This window comes from Alphaproteobacteria bacterium (assembly GCA_016124955.1).
Classification (GTDB): domain Bacteria; phylum Pseudomonadota; class Alphaproteobacteria; order UBA9219; family RFNS01; genus RI-461.
Genome location: WGMR01000003.1, coordinates 167,759 through 187,553 on the forward strand (window position 1 = coordinate 167,759; position 19,795 = coordinate 187,553).

Consider the following 19,795-nt stretch of genomic DNA (forward strand, 5'->3'; position numbering starts at 1 on the left):
TGTCCACTGCTATGGCGCCGGCTGCAAACACAGGACCGCGAGCTGCTCCTGCGCAGGATCGGTGAGCGGTTGCCCGTTATACGTGACCCGATCTCCCGAAAGCACGATCTTACCAAGGTCGATTTCACTGCCCGCCAGCTTGTCGAACGGGTAATCGGTGCTTGGCAGCCATTGCACGATGTCCGGGGTCAGGTTGATGGTGATGTCCTCCGGTAGTTTCATGGTTTGTGTACCCGCCAGATCCGCGGGCGCAACAGCTTTGCCGTGTGCATCAACGCCGGGCTGGTATTCCACATCCGGCGCGGGGAAATGCCTGGTAAGGTACTGGCACGCCGCATGGTCGATCACCACGGTCTGCGGCTCTGCCTTGGCGCAGCCGAAAGGCGTAAGCGGCCAGACCAGCAGCACGAAGAAGGTAGCGGCGCGTTTCAGTTTTTTCATGCTGACAGGCTTTTATGGGCGGCGTTAAGTTTCGCGAGCGTCGCTTCGGCCTCCGCCTTGCGTTCACGTTGCTCTTCTACCACCTCGGGCGGGGCCTTGGCCACAAAATCCTCGTTGGCCAGTTTCTTCTCCAGCTTGGCGATTTCGGCTTCCAGCCGGGCGCTTTCCTTCTTCAGCCGGGCTCGCTCCTGCTCCAGATCGATCACATCCGCCAGCGGAAGGATCAATGTCATGCCGTCCAGCACTTCTTGCGCGCTGCCTTTCGGCGCCTGCGTCGTGAAATCGAACTTTGATATGCGCGCCATTCTGCCGATTACATCGCCATAATGTTCGAGAATGGCGCGTTGCGCCGCATTGGCATCCTTGATCATCAGCGGCACCATCGCGCCTGCCGGAACATTAAGCTCGTTGCGGACCGAGCGCACGGCTGAAATGGCGCGGATCACGAGGTTCACTTCGCCTTGCGCCTTCTCGTCCTGCAGGCTCGCGGGCAAATCGGGCCATTCGGCTTTCATCAGCATGCCGTTCGTGCCGCCAAAGCTCGGCCAGAGTTCTTCAGTGATAAAGGGCATTACCGGGTGCAACATGCACAGCATTTGGGCAAAAACCCAGGCCGTGACAGCGCGGGTTTCAGCCTTGACTACCCCGTCATCGCCCGCAAGCAATGGCTTGGTAAATTCAAGATACCAATCGCAAAACGTGTTCCAGACAAAACCGTATGCCGTGTTGGCAACAAGATCGAACCGGTAGCCGTCCATCAGCCCGGCCAGATGCGCGGTCAAGGCCGTTGTTTCACCAATAATCCAGCGGTTGATGACATGCCTGGCCTGCGCCGGGTCAAAACCCTGCTGCCATTCGCAGCCGTTCATCTGGCAATAGCGTGCGGCGTTCCAGATTTTGGTGGAAAAATTGCGGTTACCTTCAATACGGCTAACCGCGAGCTTGATATCCCGCCCCGGCGTTGACATGGAAGCAAGCGTGAAGCGCAACGCATCACAGCCGTATTTGTCGATCACATCAAGCGGGTCGATTACATTGCCCTTGGTCTTGGACATCTTCTGTCCCTTTTCATCCCGCACCAGCGCATGGATGTAAATTTTACGGAACGGCACGTCACCCATAAAGTGGATGCCCATCATCATCATGCGCGCGACCCAGAAGAAGATGATATCGAAACCCGTGACCATCGTATCGGTCGGGTAATAGCGTTGCAGCTCTGGTGTTTTTTCCGGCCAACCCAGTGTGGAAAACGGCCATAGGCCGGATGAAAACCACGTATCGAGCACATCTTCGTCACGCTTCAACGCAACGGCCTTGCCGTAATGCTTGTGCGCCGCCGCCGCCGCATCGGCTTCGCTTTCGGCCACAAACACTTCGCCGTCTTCGCCGTACCATGCCGGGATCTGGTGGCCCCACCACAATTGCCTGCTGATGCACCAGGGCTGGATATCCCGCATCCAGGCGTAATAGGTATTGGTCCATTGTTCGGGGAAGAATTTGGTTTTGCCTTCTTCTACGGCCTTGATCGCGGGCTGTGCCAGCGTTTTTGCGTCCGCATACCATTGTTCGGAAAGCCAAGGTTCGATCACCACGCCGGAACGGTCGCCGTGCGGCACCACATGGGTAATGGGTTCGATTTTATCGACAAGCCCCTGCTCTTCCAGGTCCGCGATGATGCGTTTGCGCGCCTCATAGCGATCAAGCCCGCGATATTGTTCGGGGCAATTATCGTTCAAACAGGCGTGCTGGTCGAACAGGTTGATCAACCCGCCATCTTTCTGGCAAGTGAAATAATCCTTTTCGCGGTGGCGGCGCCATACTTCAAAGTCGTTGAAATCGTGCGCGGCCGTAATCTTCACGGCGCCGCTGCCCTTTTCCGGGTCCGGATATTCGTCGGCGATCACAGGGATCTTGCGGCCCGTAAGCGGCAATATCACCAACTTTCCGACAAGGTGCTTATAGCGTTCGTCATCCGGGTGAACGGCAACCGCGCCGTCACCCAGCATGGTTTCGGGCCGCGTAGTAGCGATACAGAGGAATTTTTCCGGGTCTTCCGCCAGCGGGTAGCGGAAATGCCACATATTGCCCTTGATCTCGCGCTGCTCGACCTCAAGGTCGGAAACGGCCGTGAGCATCTTCGGATCCCAGTTCACGAGCCGCTTGTCGCGGTATATCAGCCCCTCGCCGTGCAACTGCACAAAAACTTTGGTAACGGCTTTGCTTAGCCCCTCATCCATCGTGAAGCGTTCGCGCGCCCAATCCGGCGAAGCGCCGAGCCGGCGCAGCTGCCGCGTGATGGTACCGCCCGACTGTTCCTTCCACTTCCAAACTTCGGCCAGAAATTTCTCGCGGCCCATATCGCGCCGGTTCTGGCCCTTTTCTGCCAGCTGGCGTTCGACCACCATTTGCGTCGCGATCCCGGCATGGTCGGTGCCCGGCTGCCACAGCGCGTCACGACCGCGCATGCGCTGATAGCGGATCAGAATATCTTGCAACGTAAATGTAAGCGCGTGGCCCATATGCAGGCTGCCGGTCACGTTCGGCGGCGGCATCATGATCGTATAGGGCGTGCGGTTCGTACCCGGCTGCGCTGCGAAAGCGCCGGTTTTTTCCCAATCGGGGTAATGCTTGGCCTCGGTTGCCGCCGGGTCGTAGGTTTTATCGATAGGCATCAATAATTAATAGGCGACTTTCAGGCCGCTCTGCAACCTTATGTTTTACAGGAGTTATTGGTCCGTGATACGACGGGAAATACGCTTGATCTCTTTTTCGACCGCCTTTTCGACCACCCCCGGCAGGTTTTGATCGAGCCAATGCTTGACCATAGGCCGCAAAAGTTCGAGCACCATGTTCTCCAGCGTCCGGTTACCATCGCCGACGGGCATCGCGCCAATCAAGGCATCTTGCTGATTTTGCAGCGCGTTCGCGAGGCCTGAAAAAGCCGATTTCGCAGCAGCCGCTGCATCGTCCGAAACCAGCGGGTCTTCGGGCGGCGGCGGTTCGACCGGAGCGGGTTCTGGCTCGGGTGCAGGCGGCGCAGGTTCGGGTTCGGGTTCCGGAGCAGGCGGCGGCGCTTCAGCAACCGGGGCAGGCGCGGCTTCGGTTTCGTTTACATCGACAACCGCGCCATCGTCCGTGACCATTTGCGTCAGCTCCAGTATGTCATCGACACTCTCGGCTTCCGGCTCTGTTTTTTCGGGCTCTGCCATGACTTCCTGAGCTTCTGCTTCCGGGGGGTCCTCTTGGGGTTCTTCCTTGGCGGGTTCTTCTTCGGGGGCCGCCTCTTCCTTGGGTTTGTCTTCGGAAATGATTTTACGAATGGAGGCGAGTATTTCCTCCATGGATGGTTCTTGGTTTCCGTCTTTTTGTGCCTCGGCCATTAGCGAATCGCGTCACCTAAAGGTTAAGTTGCGGAGTTTAGTACCTGTATGCAGCTTTGCAACCCGCTAGGTAGCGCTAGTCGCCAACCCCGATCCATTTTCCGCTGTTTTCTTCGTAATAGGCCGTCGGGTCGTAAATGGCCACGGGCAGGTCCAAAGCCTTGGCGGTTAGGCGGCCAACAGCCGCCTTGACCTGATAAACCGCAACCACCATATCGCGCTCGGCCCCCACAAGCTGCACACGGGCATCGAGCAATTCCTGTTCTGCATCCAGTGTATCAAGCACCGTGCGGGTGCCCACGGCCGCTTCTTGCTTGACGCCATCAAGCGCCAGCTCCGCCGCCTTAACCTGCGCTTGCCGGGATTCGATAGCCGCCCGCCCGGTCACCAGCGCCTGCCAGGCCGAAATTGCGGTTTCGCGGGCAAGCCGCACTGCTTCATCATATTCGAGCTGGCGCTGACCCGCTGTCTGTTTGGCGGCGCGTATGCGGGAATAATCGGTCCCGGCGCGGTAAAGCGGAATGGTCGCACGTGCGCCGATGGTCAACGAATCCGCCTCGTGCGGCCCCGTGAAACTTGCATCCCAATCGCGCTGCGCGCTACCGACGAGGCTGATTTCGGGCAAAAGACTGCCTTCCGCCTGCGTCACCAATTCCTTGGCCTGATCGATACCGTGTTCGGCCGCCACAACGCTCGGGTTATTGTACTGCGCCATCTCGGTCGCTTCCGGCAGCGTTTGCGGTGTGGCCAGCTCGACCTGCGGACGGGAGATATTGCGAGGCTCGTTCCCCACAAGCCGCAGATAATTGGATTGGGAAATCTTCAGATTGCCTTCGGCCTGGATCCGGTCCGATGTCGCACGCGCAAGGCGGGATTCCGCCTGGCTCACGTCCGTGCGCGTTACCTCGCCCACTTCAAAACGGTCCTGCGTCGCTTCAAGCTGACGGCGCAATACCTCTTCGTTGTTTTTGGAAAGATTGAATACCGCAAGGTCGCGGTACACATTCATATAGGCCGTGGCGGTATCAAGCAGAAGGGATTGCTCGGCCCCCTGCAAGGTCGCGCGGGCCGCCAGCACTTGCTGTTCTGCTGCGCTGACGCCCGAAGAGGTACGGAAGCCACGGAATAGAGGCTGCGAAAGCTCAATGCCGACCGAGCGCGGCTGCCTAACATCACCGCCATTGCCGGGCGCGCGCGTCTGGCTCGTGCGCGCAACCGAGGCCGAGCCATCGATCGTCGGCCGATAACCGCCGAGCGCCTGCGCCACCTGTTCATCGACGGCGCGCAGCTCGGCTTGCGCCGCTTGCAGCCGCGGGCTGGTCTGGTAGGCTTTCACGAACGCCTCACCCAGCGTTTCAGCGCGCACAGGCGCGCCAATCAGGAATAAAGCTGCGGTAAGCAGGCCTGCATAGCGCGGTTTCATCAATATTGCTCCATTGCCGTGTCGATACGCGCGGCCCATGCATCGATCCCGCCCGTCAGATTGCTTACATTCGTATAGCCGTTCTGCCGCAGCCACGCACAGGCACGCGCACTACGCCCGCCATGATGGCAATGCACAACGATAAGCCTGTCTTTCGGCAACTCGCCAACCCTCTCCGGCAAACTGCCCATCGGGATATGCGTAATCGTCGGCATGCGGCAAATCGCAAGCTCCTTGTCTTCGCGCACATCAAGCACAACCGGCGGCTTGTCGCCTTTCAGCAAATCGCTCAGTTCCTCGACTTCTATCGCATCGGGTGCGTTTTCCATGCCGTTACTCCTAAAACGTAAAGCCAGACCGAGGCTCGAACCCCGGGAGGTAGGGGCTGTTCGCGTCGAACAGTTCGCGCGACGAAATCTGGCCATGATGTTTTTCATAGCGGCGCGCCTTGCCCGTGCCCGTTTTGCCCGTGCACACGACAGCCATAAGCCTGCCGCCTTCGGCCAGTTGCGCCATAAGCGCTTCCGGCACTCCAGCAACCGCGCCGTTCACGATGATAACATTATAAGGCGCACGACCCGCATAGCCTTCGGTCAGGTTACCGGGCGTAAGTTGAACATTGTGGATGCCGAACTTGTTCAAATGAGTTGCGGCCTGCTGTAAAAACACTTCGCTCTGTTCAAGCGCAACAACCTCGCCCGCCATGCCCGCAAGAACGGCGGCGGAATATCCCTGCCCGCAGCCGACATCGAGCACACGGTCCTGCGCGTCGATTTCGGCTTCCTGCAACAATCTGCCGAACACCATCGGTTCAAGCAAAAAGCGGCCGGGGCCGATGGCGACATCCTCGTCAATATAAGCGATGCCCTGCACGGCGGCGGAAACGAACAGTTCGCGCGGCAAACGCTCCATCGCCATGAGGATGCGTTCGTCCGTCACCTTGTTCGGGCGCAACTGGCTTTCGACCATGTTACGGCGAGCGGCATCGAAATCGGCGGTTTTTGCGAGGGCGGTATCAAGCATGCGTGCATCCTAGTTAAACTTTGCAAATAATTGTTTAAGCTAACCTTTCCACTGCATACATGGCAATGAGAGCAGCAATTTACCAGCCATATTTAGCGAAACTGTGGCAGGCTTGACCCAACCCCCTTAGAAATCATAGTTTCTGCCCTCCCCGTAGCAATACGGGGGAATGGCGGCGCGGTGGCAGAATGGCGATGTAGAGGACTGCAAATCCTCGTATGCCGGTTCGATTCCGGCCCGTGCCTCCAAATACTATGAATATAATTCTTGCGCACGGGCTTCAAAAGCATCCACCATTCTCCCGAACGCCTGTTCGAAGAACACGCCCATAAGCCCGCTAAGCAGGCTGGAGCGAAAATCGAAATCGACATAGAACGAAAGCTTGCATGATTTGCCCGGCGCGGGGGCAAACTCCCATTTGTTCGCCAGATGCGTCAATGGCCCGCCGCCGTAATCGACCTCGATCCGTTTGCCGGGCTTCAACGTTACGTGGGAGCGAAAGTTTTCGCTGAATGCCTTATAACCGATCACAAGATCGGCGGTGACATTATTGCCCTTGCGCTCGAGCACATGCGCCGTGCGACACCATGGCAAAAATTCTGGATAGCGTTCGATATCCGCCACAAGGTCATACAATTGCTGCGGCGTATAGGGCAGAACCCGTTCTTCGGAACGTTTCGGCATGGTTCACGTGCCGGCGGCCATTTGCGCATCGCGCGCAGCCCGAAGCTTCGCGAAATCATCGCCCGCGAAATAGGAAGAGCGCGTCAGCGGCGAACTTGAAACCATCAGAAAACCCTTGCCGCGCGCCATCGTGGCATAGGCCGCGAATTCTTCCGGCGTCACGAAGCGATCCACGGCCGCATGCTTGATAGTAGGCTGTAAATACTGGCCGATGGTCAGGAAATCGACATCGGCGGCGCGCAAATCATCCATCACCTGTCCCACTTCCTCCTTGGTTTCGCCAAGCCCGACCATGAGGCCGGATTTGGTAAAAAGCGAAGGATCAAGCTCTTTCACCCGCTTGAGCAGCGCAAGCGATGTGAAATAGCGCGCGCCTGGGCGGATCGTGGGGTAGAGCCGCGGCACGGTTTCAAGATTATGGTTGAACACATCGGGCCGCGCGGCCGTTACCGTTTCAATGGCGCCGTTCTTTTTCATGAAATCGGGCGTCAGGATCTCGACCGTGCAGCCGGGCGATGTTTCGCGCAGCCGTGCAATGGTGCGCGCGAAATGCTCCGCGCCGCCATCGGGCAAATCATCGCGATCAACCGAGGTGATGACGACATGATTAAGCCCCATCTTGCCCACGGCTTCCGCCAATCTATCAGGTTCGTGCGGATCGAGCTGGTCGGGCCGCCCGGTGGCCACGTTGCAGAAGGCACAGGCGCGCGTGCAAACGGAACCGAGGATCATGAAGGTCGCATGCTTGTGCTTCCAGCATTCGCCGATATTCGGGCATGCCGCTTCTTCGCACACGGTCACGAGCTTCAACTCCCGCATCAGCTCGCGCGTTTCGTGGTATTCGCGGCTCGTGGGCGCCTTGACCCGTATCCATTCCGGCTTGCGCTGGATGGGGTTATCGGGCCGGTGCGCCTTTTCCGGGTGGCGTTGCTTGGGGGGTAATGTGCCGTCCATAGCCCTATTATATCACATATGAATAACCCGCCCATACGCATCCAGCACGGCTTCGTGCATGGCTTCGGATATGGTCGGGTGCGGGAATACGGTGTGCATCAGCTCTTTTTCCGTGCTTTCCAGCGTTCTGGCCACGGTATAGCCCTGGATCATCTCGGTCACTTCGGGGCCGATCATATGCGCGCCGAGCAGCTCACCTGTTTTGGCATCGAACACGGTTTTGATAAGCCCCTCGGCCTCGCCCATCGCGATCGCCTTGCCGTTGCCGATGAAGGAAAAGCGCCCGGTCTTCACCTGATGCCCCGCTTCCTTCGCCTTCGCTTCGGTTAGCCCGACGCTGGCGATCTGCGGCGAACAATAGGTGCAGCCGGGAATGTTCTTGGTGTCGAGCGGGTGAACATCTTTCTGTCCCGCAATTTTCTCGACACATATAACGCCTTCGTGGCTTGCTTTGTGCGCAAGCCACGGTGGACCCGCCACGTCGCCGATGGCATAGACGCCCGGCTCGCCGGTCGCGCACCATTTATCGATCACGATATGGCCGCGATCGATCTTGACCATCGTATTTTCGAGCCCGAGATCTTCGGTGTTGCCGTCAATACCCACGGCCATGATCACGCGATCGAACACAAGCTTTTCCTTCTTGCCGCCAACCTCGATGCTGGCGGTAACCTGATGGCTGCCTTTCTCGAGCGCCTTGAGCGTCGCGCCGGTGAAGATACGCATGCCCTGCTTTTCAAACGCCTTGCGCGCGAGTTTCGAAATTTCCTCGTCCTCCACGGGCAAAATGCGGTCCATAACCTCAACCACCGTCACCTGCGCGCCCAGCGATTGATAAAAACTGGCGAATTCGATGCCGATCGCGCCGGAGCCAACAACCAGAAGCGATTTCGGCATGGCTTCAGGCACCATCGCTTCCTTGTAGGTCCAGACCAGCTTGCCATCGGCCTCAAGCCCCGGCAACGAGCGCGCCCGCGCACCGGTTGCGATAATAATGTGCTTGGCGGTTACCTCGGCCACCTTGGCGCCATCCCTGGTTACCCCAACCTTGCCCTTACCCATAAGCTTGGCGTGGCCATCGATTACATTGACCTTGTTTTTCTTCATCAGATGTTTCACGCCGCCGGAAAGTTGCGCCGCCACCTTGCGCGAACGTTCAACGATCTTCTTAATATCAAAGCTGAAGTCTTTGACTGTAAAGCCAAAATCACCGGCATGGCGCAACAGGGAAGCAATTTCGGATGAGCGCAGCAGCGCCTTCGTCGGTATGCAACCCCAATTGAGGCAAACGCCGCCAAGATGCGCCCGCTCCACAAGCGTAACCTTCATGCCAAGCTGGCTTGCCCGGATGGCGGTGACATAACCGCCCGGCCCGCCGCCGATGATCAAAACATCCGTTTGCTCGCTCATTTATTCTCCGCTTCTGCGCGCCCGCCATATATTCCGTATGACCGGCAATGACAATGTTGAAAGCACATATCCCAGAACCGGCACCAGCGCACCGAGCCAAGGATATTCCATGTTCAAGGCCAGCAAAAGCACCGCAGCCGCGCCATAAGTAATAACCGCAATGGTCAGCCGCCGTGTCCAGCTCGTTTCCCACGCCTTGTCGGATTCCACGCGGCGGTTGCGCGCCTCGATTTCCAGCACGCGCCGCTCAAGCTCGCCATCCGCCATGATTAAACAACCAGGCTGTAGGCCTGCTCGATCAATTTCTTGAAGGCGGCAAGGAATTCAGCGCCGACAGAACCATCGACCGAGCGATGATCGACCGAAAGCGTGCAGGTCATGACATTGGCAACCACGATTTGCCCGTCACGCACGACCGGGCGTTGTTCACCCGCGCCGACGGCAAGGATGCAGGATTGCGGCGGGTTGATGATGGCCGAGAATTCCTTGACCCCGAACATACCGAGATTGGAAATCGTGAAACCGCCGCCCTGGAATTCCTCGGGCCTCAGCTTGTTATCACGCGCGCGGACCGCAAGATCCTTCATTTCCGTGGAAATCTGGGCAACGGTTTTGGTGTCCGCGTTCTTGATAATCGGTGTGATCAGGCCGTTATCGGTCGCAACCGCGACGGAAACATCGCAATTCTTGTATTTAATGATCGCCTCGTCCATCCACGAAGCGTTCGCCGCAGGCACCTGCCGCAACGCCAGCGCAACGCCGCGAATGATCAGATCGTTTACCGAAACCTTCACGCCTTCGACGCTGTTCAGCTTTTTGCGCAGCGCGAGCAGCTCGTCGATCACGCAATCGACGGTCAGATAGAAATGTGGAATGGTCTGCTTGGCTTCCAGCAGGCGGCGCGCAATCACCTTGCGCACGCCGTTGTTCGGGATCGCTTCGTAAGGCATGCCGAGCTTATCGGCCAGGTCGCGCGCATCGATCGAAGATGTTGGGCCAGGTGATGCCGCGGGTGCGCTTGCCGGGCCGGCGGCGCGCTGGCCGCCGGTTTTGGCCGCGCCTTCAACATCCGCGCGGACAATACGGCCGTTCGGACCCGTGCCCGCGATGGATTTAAGATCGACGCCCGATTGTTCCGCCACGCGGCGCGCCAGCGGGCTTGCGAACACCCGGCCGCCATCGCTGCCGTTACGGGACGGCGTGGCAACCTGTTGCGGAGCCGCCTGCATTTGTGCCTTGGGCGCTTCGGGCTTTGCGGCTGCAGCTTGCGGTTTTGCCGCGCTTCCGCCTTTGATATCGGCGGCGCTTTCGCCGTCTTCAAGCAGCACAGCGATGGGCGTGTTGACCTTGATGCCCTGCGTGCCCGCTGCGATCAGGATTTTACCGAGCTTGCCTTCATCGACAGCCTCAACTTCCATCGTCGCTTTATCGGTTTCGATTTCGGCGATGACTTGCCCGGCCTTCACCTCGTCGCCTTCCTGCTTCAGCCAACGCGCGAGGTTCCCCTCGGTCATGGTGGGTGACAGCGCAGGCATGAGGATATCAACGGGCATGGCTTTTCGTCAGGCTGGGTAAAAAATCAGGCGGCTTGACGATAGCAGACTTGGCGCACAGCGGAAATAATGTTTTCGGGCTGCGGAAGGGCCAGTTTTTCGAGGTTTGCCGCATAGGGCAGAGGCACATCCATCGCACAGACACGGGCCACGGGCGCATCGAGGTAATCGAACGCCTGCTCCATCATCAGGGCCGCCATTTCGGAGCCAATACCGGCATAGGGCCAGCCTTCTTCGGCGGAAACGAGGCGGCTGGTTTTCTTCACGCTGTTGACGATGGTTTCAGTATCAAGCGGGCGCAGCGTGCGCAAATTGATCACTTCGGCGCTGATGCCTTCCTTGGCCAATTCCTCGGCCGCCTCGAGCGCGAAGCCGACCATGCGTGAAAATGCCGTGATCGTCACATCCGTGCCTTCGCGCATCACCAGCGCCTTACCGATGGGCACGGTAAAATCGGGGTCGTCCGGCACATCGAACGTGCTGCCATACATCAATTCATGTTCAAGGAAGATGATCGGATTCGGGTCGCGGATTGAGGATTTCAACAACCCCTTAGCATCTGCAGAGCTATAGGGCGCAACCACCTTCAAGCCCGGGCAATGCGCATACCAGCTCGCATAGCACTGGGAGTGCTGCGCCGCGACGCGTGCCGCCGCACTGTTAGGGCCACGGAAAACGATCGGGCAACCCATCTGACCGCCTGACATATAAAGGGTCTTGGCAGCAGAGTTGATAATCTGGTCCATCGCCTGCATGGCAAAATTCATGGTCATGAATTCGATAATAGGACGCAGGCCGCCGAACGCAGCGCCTACACCAAGCCCGGCGAAACCCATTTCGGTTATGGGCGTATCGATCACGCGCTTCTCGCCAAATTCCTGCAACAAGCCCTGGCTGACCTTATAAGCGCCCTGATACTGCGCGACCTCTTCACCCATCAGGAACACGCCTTCGTCGCGGCGCATTTCTTCCGCCATTGCATCCCGTAGCGCATCGCGCACCGAAAGCTGGATGAATTTGTCATACTGCTTTTCGACATAGGTAGCAGGCATTGCGGGCTGCTGCGAGGCTTTGGGCGCGGCGGGCACACAGGAAGGCTCAACGAACGGCGCGGTTTCGTGGGCCTGTTCCGCAATCAACGGCACAACGGAAAGCGCAGGCTTTTTGGCATCGACGGCAGATTCATCCTCGCTGCGCAAGCTGGCGATAGGCGTATTGACCTTCACGCCTTCGGTGCCTTCGGCAATCAGGATCTTTTCCAGCACGCCTTCATCAACGGCTTCGACTTCCATCGTCGCCTTATCGGTCTCGATCTCCGCAATCACCTGCCCGGCTTTGACCTCATCGCCCTCACGCTTCAGCCAGCGGGCGAGCTTGCCTTCGGTCATGGTCGGCGAAAGCGCCGGCATAAGAATGTCTATTGGCATGCCTGTACTCGTTATTCCTTGAGGACGTCGGTCCAGAGTTCGGACGGGTCGGGTTCCGGGCTTTGCTGCGCGAATTCGACCGCTTCCTTCACCATTTGCTTGATCTCTTTTTCGATTTCCTTGAGCTCGTCTTCGGAAACCAGCCTGTTATCCAGCATATGTTTGCGGAGCGTTTCAATCGGGTCGCGTTCATTGCGCATATGATCGACCTCTTCCTTCGACCGGTATTTTGCCGGGTCCGACATAGAATGGCCGCGATAGCGGTATGTCACCATTTCAAGCAAGTACGCGCCCTTGCCGCTGCGCGCGTGATCAAGTGCGGCCTTGGCGGCGTTACGGACTTCAAGCACGTTCATGCCATCGACTTTCATGCCCGGGATGCCGTAGGCCTCGCCGCGCCGCCACAGTTCACCCGCCGCATGGCGTTCCTGGCTGGTGCCCATGCCGTATTTGTTGTTTTCAATCACGAACACGACCGGCAGCTTCCACAGCGCGGCCATGTTGAAACTTTCATAGACCTGCCCCTGGTTCGCCGCGCCGTCACCCAGATAGGTGATGCAGACACCGTTGTCGGCCTTGTATTTATGCGAGAAGGCCAAGCCGGTCCCGATCGGCACCTGCGCGCCGACGATCCCGTGCCCACCGAAGAAATTCTTTTCGCGGCTGAACATATGCATCGAGCCGCCCTTGCCGCGCGAATAACCTCCAATGCGGCCGGTCAGCTCCGCCATCACGCCCCTTGGGTCCATGTCGGATGCAAGCATATGGCCGTGGTCGCGGTATGACGTGACAACAGTATCCTGCGGCAACTGGAGCGATTGAATACCGACGACGACAGCTTCCTGCCCGATATAAAGGTGGCAGAACCCGCCGATCATCCCCATGCCATATAGCTGACCCGCTTTTTCTTCAAAACGGCGTATCAGCAACATGTCACGAAAGAATTTCAGGTACTCAGCAGCACTTGCGCCTGGCTGTTGATTTTCAGCCGTAACCGCCGAAGGCGGCCTCACTAGTTGCATGCGTATCTCCCGAAAATTTGGGACGGCCCATAATCCGCCCTCAATTTTTGTTGCCGCTTGAATAATCCGTAAAGGGCTGCTTTGCAAGCGGCAAACACCCGACTTCGGAACCACGGGGATTATAACGCAAATCACTAATAATTTCAGTAAGGCCGCGCGGCTAAATAAATAAAATGCCGTTTATGCTGCAGTGCGGTAAGTTACTTTTCCTGTTCCTTTTCCGCCTCAAGGATGATGATCTCGTTCGGTTTGGCATAATTCAGTTTTGCCCTGCTCTGCTCATCAAGCATGTCCGGGTCCACGCCATCGGGCTGCATAAGTTGCACGCGACGCTCAAGCTCGACACGATCTTTTCGCACCTGCGATAAAAATTGCTGCGCCTCGCGAACCTGATTCTGCAGCTGCAACATGGCGATCATACCGCGATCACCCTGCACGGCGTGATAGACAAAATACCCCACGATGCAGGCGCCGATAACGGAGCCCACCAAGGTCCTGATTTGTTTGCCTGACCAGCGTTGCATTTGAAAAGCCAGTGACTTGCCCACGATTCTGCAAGTTTAGCTTGAATGCACACCCATGCGAAGGGGGCCTACCGGCCCAGCGCGGCGCGGCCTGTAAAGCGGGCTGCGGGGCCAAGCTGCTCCTGAATGCGGATCAGCTGGTTATATTTGGCGAGCCTGTCTGAGCGGGAAAGCGAGCCTGTCTTGATCTGGCCGCAATTGGTCGCGACCGCAAGATCGGCGATGATTGCATCCTCGGTTTCGCCCGAACGATGCGACATGACCGCCCGGTAGCCGGCCTTGTGCGCCATGCTGACGGTTTCCAGCGTTTCGCTAAGCGTGCCGATCTGGTTGACCTTTACAAGAATAGCATTGCCGATTTTCTTTTCGATGCCCTGCGCAAGCCGCTTGGGGTTGGTCACGAACAGATCGTCGCCCACAAGCTGCACCTTGCCACCCAATTCCCTTGTCAGCATCGCCCAACCGTCCCAATCATCTTCCGCCATGCCGTCTTCGATCGAAACAATCGGGTAACGGCTACACAGGTCTTTATAGAAAGCTACCATCTGCTCGGCTGACAAAACCCTGTTTTCTCCAGCAAGGTTATATTTTCCGCCCTTGTAAAATTCGGTCGAAGCGCTATCGAGCGCGAGCAAAATATCTTCGCCCGGCTTGTATCCGGCTTTTTCGCACGCCTTCATGATGAAGCCGAGCGCAATGTCGGTCGAGGGCAGGTTCGGCGCAAAGCCGCCTTCGTCGCCCACATTGGTGTTGTGCCCGCCGTCTTTCAAAAGCTTTTTCAGATTATGGAAAATTTCCGCGCCCATACGCACGGAATCCGCGCCCGTCTTGGCACCGACCGGCATAACCATGAATTCCTGAATATCGATCGGGTTATCGGCATGCGCACCGCCGTTGATGATATTCATCATCGGCACCGGCAGCAGGTTCGCTTCCTTGCCTCCAAGATATTCATAAAGCGGCTTACCCGCTTCGGCCGCCGCCGCGCGGGCAAGCGCAAGGCTGACGCCCAGAATGGCGTTGGCGCCCAGCTTGGCCTTGTTCGGCGTGCCATCAAGCGCAATCATCTTGCCGTCAACGCCAGCCTGGTCGCCGGCATCCATGCCCGCGAGTTCTTTCGCAAGCACTTGGTTAACGTTGCCGACAGCCTTCAAAACGCCTTTGCCAAGGTAGCGCTGCTTATCGCCGTCGCGCAGCTCGACCGCTTCATGCGCCCCGGTCGAAGCGCCCGAAGGTACGGCAGCGTGGCCAAAAGCGCCGCTTTTCAACGTGATATCAACTTCAACGGTGGGGTTGCCGCGGCTATCGAGAATTTCACGCGCTAGGATCGATGCAATCTCTGACATGGGTGCCTCTTACATGCTGAATATGCTTTTGTTGCAGGTGCTCATAGCGTTATAATCGTCCAGAGGCAATAAGCAACCATGACCCTTTCTAGAACCGTACTTTCGGATGCCATGCGCCTTGCCATCGAGGAGGCAAGAACCTGGATCGGCGCGACCGCGCCAAACCCGCCGGTTGGCGCGGCAATCCTCGATCAAAACGGAAAAACCCTTTCTCTCGGCGTACATCAAAAGGCAGGCGGCCCGCATGCGGAAGCCGCGGCCATCGAACAATGCCGCGAAGCGGGCACGCTCAAGCATGCACATACGCTGGTCGTGACGCTGGAGCCTTGCAACCATTTTGGCAAAACCCCGCCATGCACCGAAACCATCATCGCGGCGGGCATACCCAATGTGGCGTACGGCACGCCTGACCCGAACGCGGATGTCGCTGGCGGCGGCGCACAGCGTTTGCGTGACGCGGGGCTTCAAGTCACCGCCGGCATCCTTGAAAACGAATGCCGCCAGCTGATCGCCTATTTCGCACACTGTAAAACCTTGCATCAGCCATGGATCACCATCAAGCGCGCCTTCACGGCCAGCGGCTCGATGGTCCCGCCCGCCGGGCAAAAAACCTTTACTTCCTCCACCTCGCTTGCGCTCGCCCACAAGATGCGCAAAGCGGCCGATGCGATTATGACCGGAAGCGGCACCGTTCTTTCCGACAACCCCGAATTCACCGTGCGTCACACGACTGACCACGCCGGTATTATGCGCGATCTCGCGATCATCGACCGTCGCAGGCGCGTGCCCACCACCTATATCAGCGCGGCAACCGGCAGACGGCTTAACTGCGCGCTATACGATACGCCCGAAGAAGCGATGAAAATCATATACGGCACCGGCAAACGGCATATCCTTGTGGAAGCCGGGCCGACCCTGTCGGATTATTTGATCAAGGCAGGTATATGGACCCTGTGCATGGATATCCATCAGGGCGAACCCGATACCGTGCACTACACATTCAACCCCGATGCGGCTATACCGTTCGATATAACCGGCTTCACGATAGACAGCATACTCCCCAACTAATGACAGTAGAGCATAAGGCAACAGCCGCCCTTCCCACACGCCATGGCGAGTTTACCGTTCAGGCCTACACCTGCGACCGCGGGATAGACCACCTCGCGCTTGTTTCCGGCACCATAGCGGCCGCGCCGCTCGTGCGCCTGCATTCCGAATGCGCCACGGGTGATATATTCGCCTCCCGCCGCTGCGATTGCCGCGATCAACTTGATACCGCGCTTGCTGCGGTTGCAGAAAAAGGCGGCATCATCATTTATCTGCGTGGTCATGAGGGCCGCGGAATTGGCCTTGCCAACAAAATCAGGGCTTACGCGCTGCAGGATGAAGGCGCGGATACGGTCGATGCCAACCTGCATCTCGGCATGGCCGTCGATGACCGCGATTATTCGGTCGCGGCCGAAATTTTGAAACATCTTGGCGTCAGCAAGGTCAGGCTGCTCACCAACAATCAGAAAAAGGTTGAAGCCCTAGAAGGTAGCGGCATCGTCATCACCGAACGCGTGCCGCTATGGATTGCATCCAACCCGTACAACCAGGCGTATCTGGCAGCAAAGCGCGACAAGATGGGGCACTTGTAGTCTTAAACCAGCCTGCTTTGCTGGATGGCCGCTTCGATGAACGATGTAAACAGCGGGTGCGGCGCATAAGGCTTCGATTTCAGCTCGGGATGGAACTGAACGCCGATAAACCACGGATGGTCGTTGCGCTCAATAATTTCCGGCAATTGTCCATCCGGCGACAAGCCGCAAAACACAATACCGGCTGCTTCGAGCTGTTTCATATAATTGATGTTAACTTCATAGCGATGGCGGTGGCGTTCGCTTATGCTGCTTTCACCGTATATCTCGGCCACCTTGGTGCCTTTTTTGAGCCGGCAATCATAAGCGCCAAGACGCATGGTCCCGCCCATATCGCCGTCCTTGCTGCGTTTTTCAAGCTGATTACCCTTCACCCATTCCGTCATAAGGCCGACAACCGGGTTTTCATGCAGTTTAAATTCGGTGGATGAAGCGTTCTTGATGCCGCCAACATTTCGCGCGGCCTCAAGCACCGCCATCTGCATGCCGAAACAAATACCGAAATACGGAACCTTGTGTTCACGCGCGAACTGCGCCGCAAGCAGCTTGCCTTCCGCGCCGCGCTCACCGAAGCCGCCGGGAACAAGGATGCCTTGCACATTTTCCAGATATTTCACGGTATCCGGCTTTTCGAAAATTTCCGAATCCAGCCACTGAAGATTGACCTTCACATTATTCGCAACGCCGCCATGCATCAGCGCCTCGGCCAGCGATTTATAGCTATCAAGCAGGCTTGTGTATTTGCCTACGATCGCGATCGTAACCTCGCCTTCCGGCTCCTTCACACGCCGCACGATTTCTTCCCACCGGTCAAGATCCGGTTTCTTGTCTGCAGGCAGATCAAAGTGGCGCAAAACCTGTTCGTCGAAACCTTCGGCGTGATAGCTGATCGGCACTTCATAGATTGTGCTGACATCGAGCGCGGGGATCACGCATTCCTTTTTCACATTGCAGAAAAGCGCGATCTTTTTGCGTTCGCCGTCCGGAATGGGCCTGTCCGCCCTGCAAATCAGCATATCGGGCTGAATACCGAGGCTGAGAAGCTCTTTCACAGAATGCTGGGTCGGCTTGGTTTTCAGCTCGCCCGCAGTTTTGATATAGGGCAACAGCGTAACATGGATAAACAGCGTATTTTCGCTGCCTTCCTCATTGCCAAGCTGGCGAATAGCCTCAAGGAAAGGCAGGCTTTCGATATCGCCCACGGTGCCACCGATTTCGCAAAGCACGAAATCCTCGTCATGCAAATCGGCCCGGACAAATTCCTTGATCGCGTCCGTCACATGCGGGATTACCTGCACCGTAGCGCCAAGATAATCGCCCCGGCGTTCCTTGGCGATCACGCTGGAATAAAGGCGGCCGGTTGTAACGTTATCGCTTTGCCGCGTGGCGACACCTGTGAAACGTTCGTAATGGCCGAGATCGAGATCGGTTTCCGCGCCGTCGTCGGTTACATAGACTTCGCCGTGCTGGGTCGGGCTCATGGTGCCCGGATCGACGTTCAGATAGGGATCGAGCTTTCGAAGACGGACTTTGTAGCCCCGCGCCTGCAACAAAGCGCCGAGCGCAGCGGAAGCAATCCCTTTGCCGAGCGACGACACAACACCCCCGGTAATGAAAATAAAGCGCGTCGCCATACTAAAGGGACCTCATCAAAGTTATCCGAAAAACTTCGCCTGCTCTCCTTTTGTCCTTCGCCTATTGCCCGAGCGGAACTTGCGGCACCGCGGGCGCGTCCGCCGGCATCGGCTCCGTTTGTTCGACGGGCGCGGGCTGGCTCAGGGCGCTGGTCGGGTTTTCATCGGTCTTGTTATGGCTTGCAAGCACGGCAAGCAAAAGGCTGGTGACGATGAAACAAGCGGCTAGGATCGCGGTCGTGCGCGTCAAAAGGTTGGCCGAGCCGCGTGCGGTAAAAAGGCCACCCATAGTGCTGCTGCCGCCCCCGCCTACCAGCCCGCCGCCGTCCTGCGAAGTGCGCTGCAAAAGGATAACCCCGATCAGCGCAACAGCAAGCAACAGGTGAATAACGAGAACGACCGCATCCATTGCAAAAACTCCATAAAAAAACCAAGCCGCGCCACGATTGTCGGGCACGGCGAAAGTGGAAAACCTTTACGGGGAAGCCCCGTGCCGGTAACCCGTGGCACGGGCGGATTTAGTATCACTATTTGCCGCAAAGGGCAATTGCCATGAAACGCCGGTTTGAAGCGCCTAGCGGCAGCGATCCGCGATAGCCCAGAAGCCATCGGCATTGAGGCTGGCGCCGCCAACAAGCGTCCCATCGACCTGCGAAAGGGCCATGATACCGGCTGAAGTATGCGGGGTGATGGAGCCGCCATAAATAACCTGCACAACCTCCCCCGTCGCACCGAGCGCCTTGCGAATCGCCCCATGCATTTCCTGGATTTCGTTTTCAGCCGGCGTCGTACCCGAACCAATAGCCCAGACAGGTTCGTAAGCCACAATAAGGCTTGAGGTTTGATAACGGGATGGCAGTGATTCCTTAAGCTGCTTGGTAACAAATTCGACAGCCCCGCCGCTTTCCCGCGTCGGCCTGTCTTCCCCGACGCAAACGATCGCGGTCAGTCCGGCCTGCTGCGCAGCCGCAACTTTTTCGGCCACAAACTGGCTGGTTTCGCCATGGCCATTGCGCCGTTCGGAATGGCCAAGAATAACGTATTGGCAGCCAATATCGACAAGCATGCCCGCGCTGATATCGCCTGTGTAGGCACCATGATTGGCGGTATGACAATCCTGCGCGCCAAGCTTGATATGCGAGCCAGCCAGCACCTCGGCCACAGGCCAAAGCAAGCTATAGGGCGGGCATACAACCACGTCATAGCCTTCAGGCTTATGGGCGGCGGCTTTTTGCGCCAGATCGGTGGCTAGCTGCACGCCAGACGTAATGCGGCCATGCATTTTCCAGTTAGCAATAACGATTTTGCGCCTGTGGGCCATGGGAAAAAACCGG

General features: G+C 57.7%; 20 protein-coding genes and 1 tRNA gene. 3 read left to right on the forward strand and 18 right to left on the reverse strand.

The window, feature by feature from the left end; translation table 11 throughout:
- Positions 1 to 9 precede the first annotated feature (9 nt).
- The 6 genes from GC131_01690 to GC131_01715 form a co-directional block, all read right to left on the reverse strand.
- Positions 10 to 441 carry a hypothetical protein gene (locus GC131_01690; protein MBI1272784.1) on the reverse strand — a complete coding sequence of 144 codons (432 nt, stop codon included), beginning with the start codon at positions 439 to 441 and terminating at the stop codon, positions 10 to 12.
- Entirely contained in the window at positions 438 to 3,116 is a 2,679-nt protein-coding gene (locus tag GC131_01695) for a valine--tRNA ligase (GenBank protein MBI1272785.1), read from the reverse strand. Before GC131_01695 ends, GC131_01690 begins: the two co-directional genes overlap by 4 nt.
- A gap of 51 nt (positions 3,117 to 3,167) precedes the next feature.
- Positions 3,168 to 3,821 (reverse strand): DUF2497 domain-containing protein, encoded by a 654-nt coding sequence (locus tag GC131_01700; protein ID MBI1272786.1) that lies wholly within the window; start codon positions 3,819 to 3,821, stop codon positions 3,168 to 3,170.
- A gap of 76 nt (positions 3,822 to 3,897) precedes the next feature.
- Positions 3,898 to 5,244: a TolC family outer membrane protein gene (locus GC131_01705; protein ID MBI1272787.1), complete on the reverse strand. Its 1,347-nt coding sequence runs from the start codon at positions 5,242 to 5,244 to the stop codon at positions 3,898 to 3,900.
- The gene (locus GC131_01710; GenBank protein ID MBI1272788.1) at positions 5,244 to 5,573 is read right to left on the reverse strand and encodes a sulfurtransferase; all 330 of its coding nucleotides are present in this window, start codon (positions 5,571 to 5,573) and stop codon (positions 5,244 to 5,246) included. Before GC131_01710 ends, GC131_01705 begins: the two co-directional genes overlap by 1 nt.
- A 10-nt stretch (positions 5,574 to 5,583) precedes the next feature.
- On the reverse strand, positions 5,584 to 6,267 hold the full coding sequence (locus GC131_01715; protein ID MBI1272789.1) for a methyltransferase domain-containing protein: 684 nt from the start codon (positions 6,265 to 6,267) through the stop codon (positions 5,584 to 5,586).
- 174 nt (positions 6,268 to 6,441) lie between these two features.
- On the opposite strand from GC131_01715, the gene GC131_01720 reads away from it, so the two are divergent.
- A tRNA-Cys gene (locus tag GC131_01720) sits at positions 6,442 to 6,515 on the forward strand.
- Positions 6,516 to 6,519: 4 nt separating this feature from the next.
- Here the strand turns inward: GC131_01720 and GC131_01725 are convergent.
- The 9 genes from GC131_01725 to GC131_01765 all read right to left on the reverse strand — a co-directional run bounded on the left by GC131_01725 (position 6,520) and on the right by GC131_01765 (position 15,187).
- Positions 6,520 to 6,951, reverse strand: a complete 432-nt coding sequence (locus GC131_01725; GenBank protein MBI1272790.1) for a type II toxin-antitoxin system RatA family toxin — start codon at positions 6,949 to 6,951, stop codon at positions 6,520 to 6,522.
- Between the two features lie 3 nt (positions 6,952 to 6,954).
- The gene (lipA, locus tag GC131_01730; protein ID MBI1272791.1) at positions 6,955 to 7,905 is read right to left on the reverse strand and encodes a lipoyl synthase; all 951 of its coding nucleotides are present in this window, start codon (positions 7,903 to 7,905) and stop codon (positions 6,955 to 6,957) included.
- Positions 7,906 to 7,917: 12 nt separating this feature from the next.
- On the reverse strand, positions 7,918 to 9,315 hold the full coding sequence (gene lpdA, locus GC131_01735; GenBank protein ID MBI1272792.1) for a dihydrolipoyl dehydrogenase: 1,398 nt from the start codon (positions 9,313 to 9,315) through the stop codon (positions 7,918 to 7,920).
- A complete protein-coding gene (locus tag GC131_01740) occupies positions 9,316 to 9,585 on the reverse strand; it encodes a hypothetical protein (protein MBI1272793.1) in 270 nt (89 codons plus the stop codon).
- The gene (locus GC131_01745; protein MBI1272794.1) at positions 9,585 to 10,868 is read right to left on the reverse strand and encodes a pyruvate dehydrogenase complex dihydrolipoamide acetyltransferase; all 1,284 of its coding nucleotides are present in this window, start codon (positions 10,866 to 10,868) and stop codon (positions 9,585 to 9,587) included. The genes GC131_01740 and GC131_01745 overlap by 1 nt, the downstream gene beginning before the upstream one ends.
- Positions 10,869 to 10,894: 26 nt before the next feature.
- Positions 10,895 to 12,295 carry a pyruvate dehydrogenase complex E1 component subunit beta gene (locus GC131_01750; protein MBI1272795.1) on the reverse strand — a complete coding sequence of 467 codons (1,401 nt, stop codon included), beginning with the start codon at positions 12,293 to 12,295 and terminating at the stop codon, positions 10,895 to 10,897.
- 11 nt (positions 12,296 to 12,306) lie between these two features.
- Entirely contained in the window at positions 12,307 to 13,317 is a 1,011-nt protein-coding gene (gene pdhA / locus GC131_01755; protein ID MBI1272796.1) for a pyruvate dehydrogenase (acetyl-transferring) E1 component subunit alpha, read from the reverse strand.
- A 200-nt stretch (positions 13,318 to 13,517) separates the two neighbouring features.
- Positions 13,518 to 13,841, reverse strand: a complete 324-nt coding sequence (locus GC131_01760; GenBank protein ID MBI1272797.1) for a septum formation initiator family protein — start codon at positions 13,839 to 13,841, stop codon at positions 13,518 to 13,520.
- A gap of 68 nt (positions 13,842 to 13,909) precedes the next feature.
- The gene (locus tag GC131_01765; GenBank protein MBI1272798.1) at positions 13,910 to 15,187 is read right to left on the reverse strand and encodes a phosphopyruvate hydratase; all 1,278 of its coding nucleotides are present in this window, start codon (positions 15,185 to 15,187) and stop codon (positions 13,910 to 13,912) included.
- A 78-nt stretch (positions 15,188 to 15,265) separates the two neighbouring features.
- Between GC131_01765 and ribD the strand changes: the two genes are divergently transcribed.
- Together ribD and ribA are read left to right on the forward strand one after the other, a co-directional pair.
- Positions 15,266 to 16,255: a bifunctional diaminohydroxyphosphoribosylaminopyrimidine deaminase/5-amino-6-(5-phosphoribosylamino)uracil reductase RibD gene (gene ribD, locus GC131_01770; GenBank protein MBI1272799.1), complete on the forward strand. Its 990-nt coding sequence runs from the start codon at positions 15,266 to 15,268 to the stop codon at positions 16,253 to 16,255.
- On the forward strand, positions 16,255 to 16,827 hold the full coding sequence (gene ribA, locus GC131_01775) for a GTP cyclohydrolase II (protein MBI1272800.1): 573 nt from the start codon (positions 16,255 to 16,257) through the stop codon (positions 16,825 to 16,827). The genes ribD and ribA overlap by 1 nt, the downstream gene beginning before the upstream one ends.
- 2 nt (positions 16,828 to 16,829) lie before the next feature.
- On the opposite strand, the gene GC131_01780 is transcribed toward ribA, so the two are convergent.
- The 3 genes from GC131_01780 to GC131_01790 form a co-directional block, all read right to left on the reverse strand.
- Positions 16,830 to 18,461, reverse strand: coding sequence for a CTP synthase (locus GC131_01780; GenBank protein ID MBI1272801.1), 1,632 nt, complete (start codon positions 18,459 to 18,461; stop codon positions 16,830 to 16,832).
- A gap of 61 nt (positions 18,462 to 18,522) precedes the next feature.
- The gene (secG, locus tag GC131_01785) at positions 18,523 to 18,870 is read right to left on the reverse strand and encodes a preprotein translocase subunit SecG (protein MBI1272802.1); all 348 of its coding nucleotides are present in this window, start codon (positions 18,868 to 18,870) and stop codon (positions 18,523 to 18,525) included.
- A 165-nt stretch (positions 18,871 to 19,035) separates the two neighbouring features.
- Entirely contained in the window at positions 19,036 to 19,782 is a 747-nt protein-coding gene (locus GC131_01790) for a triose-phosphate isomerase (protein MBI1272803.1), read from the reverse strand.
- Between the last annotated feature and the right edge of the window lie 13 nt (positions 19,783 to 19,795).

What these genes read in the sequence shown, in the direction of transcription:
- secG (MBI1272802.1), bottom strand. Translation starts at nt 18,870, where the DNA reads ATGGATGCGGTCGTTCTCGTTATTCACCTGTTGCTTGCTGTTGCGCTG.
- GC131_01750 (MBI1272795.1), bottom strand. Translation starts at nt 12,295, where the DNA reads ATGCCAATAGACATTCTTATGCCGGCGCTTTCGCCGACCATGACCGAA.
- lipA (MBI1272791.1), bottom strand. Translation starts at nt 7,905, where the DNA reads ATGGACGGCACATTACCCCCCAAGCAACGCCACCCGGAAAAGGCGCAC.
- GC131_01780 (MBI1272801.1), bottom strand. Translation starts at nt 18,461, where the DNA reads ATGGCGACGCGCTTTATTTTCATTACCGGGGGTGTTGTGTCGTCGCTC.
- ribA (MBI1272800.1), top strand. Translation starts at nt 16,255, where the DNA reads ATGACAGTAGAGCATAAGGCAACAGCCGCCCTTCCCACACGCCATGGC.
- GC131_01705 (MBI1272787.1), bottom strand. Translation starts at nt 5,244, where the DNA reads ATGAAACCGCGCTATGCAGGCCTGCTTACCGCAGCTTTATTCCTGATT.
- ribD (MBI1272799.1), top strand. Translation starts at nt 15,266, where the DNA reads ATGACCCTTTCTAGAACCGTACTTTCGGATGCCATGCGCCTTGCCATC.
- GC131_01790 (MBI1272803.1), bottom strand. Translation starts at nt 19,782, where the DNA reads ATGGCCCACAGGCGCAAAATCGTTATTGCTAACTGGAAAATGCATGGC.
- GC131_01745 (MBI1272794.1), bottom strand. Translation starts at nt 10,868, where the DNA reads ATGCCCGTTGATATCCTCATGCCTGCGCTGTCACCCACCATGACCGAG.
- lpdA (MBI1272792.1), bottom strand. Translation starts at nt 9,315, where the DNA reads ATGAGCGAGCAAACGGATGTTTTGATCATCGGCGGCGGGCCGGGCGGT.
- pdhA (MBI1272796.1), bottom strand. Translation starts at nt 13,317, where the DNA reads ATGCAACTAGTGAGGCCGCCTTCGGCGGTTACGGCTGAAAATCAACAG.
- GC131_01715 (MBI1272789.1), bottom strand. Translation starts at nt 6,267, where the DNA reads ATGCTTGATACCGCCCTCGCAAAAACCGCCGATTTCGATGCCGCTCGC.
- GC131_01725 (MBI1272790.1), bottom strand. Translation starts at nt 6,951, where the DNA reads ATGCCGAAACGTTCCGAAGAACGGGTTCTGCCCTATACGCCGCAGCAA.
- GC131_01700 (MBI1272786.1), bottom strand. Translation starts at nt 3,821, where the DNA reads ATGGCCGAGGCACAAAAAGACGGAAACCAAGAACCATCCATGGAGGAA.
- GC131_01710 (MBI1272788.1), bottom strand. Translation starts at nt 5,573, where the DNA reads ATGGAAAACGCACCCGATGCGATAGAAGTCGAGGAACTGAGCGATTTG.
- GC131_01690 (MBI1272784.1), bottom strand. Translation starts at nt 441, where the DNA reads ATGAAAAAACTGAAACGCGCCGCTACCTTCTTCGTGCTGCTGGTCTGG.
- GC131_01765 (MBI1272798.1), bottom strand. Translation starts at nt 15,187, where the DNA reads ATGTCAGAGATTGCATCGATCCTAGCGCGTGAAATTCTCGATAGCCGC.
- GC131_01760 (MBI1272797.1), bottom strand. Translation starts at nt 13,841, where the DNA reads ATGCAACGCTGGTCAGGCAAACAAATCAGGACCTTGGTGGGCTCCGTT.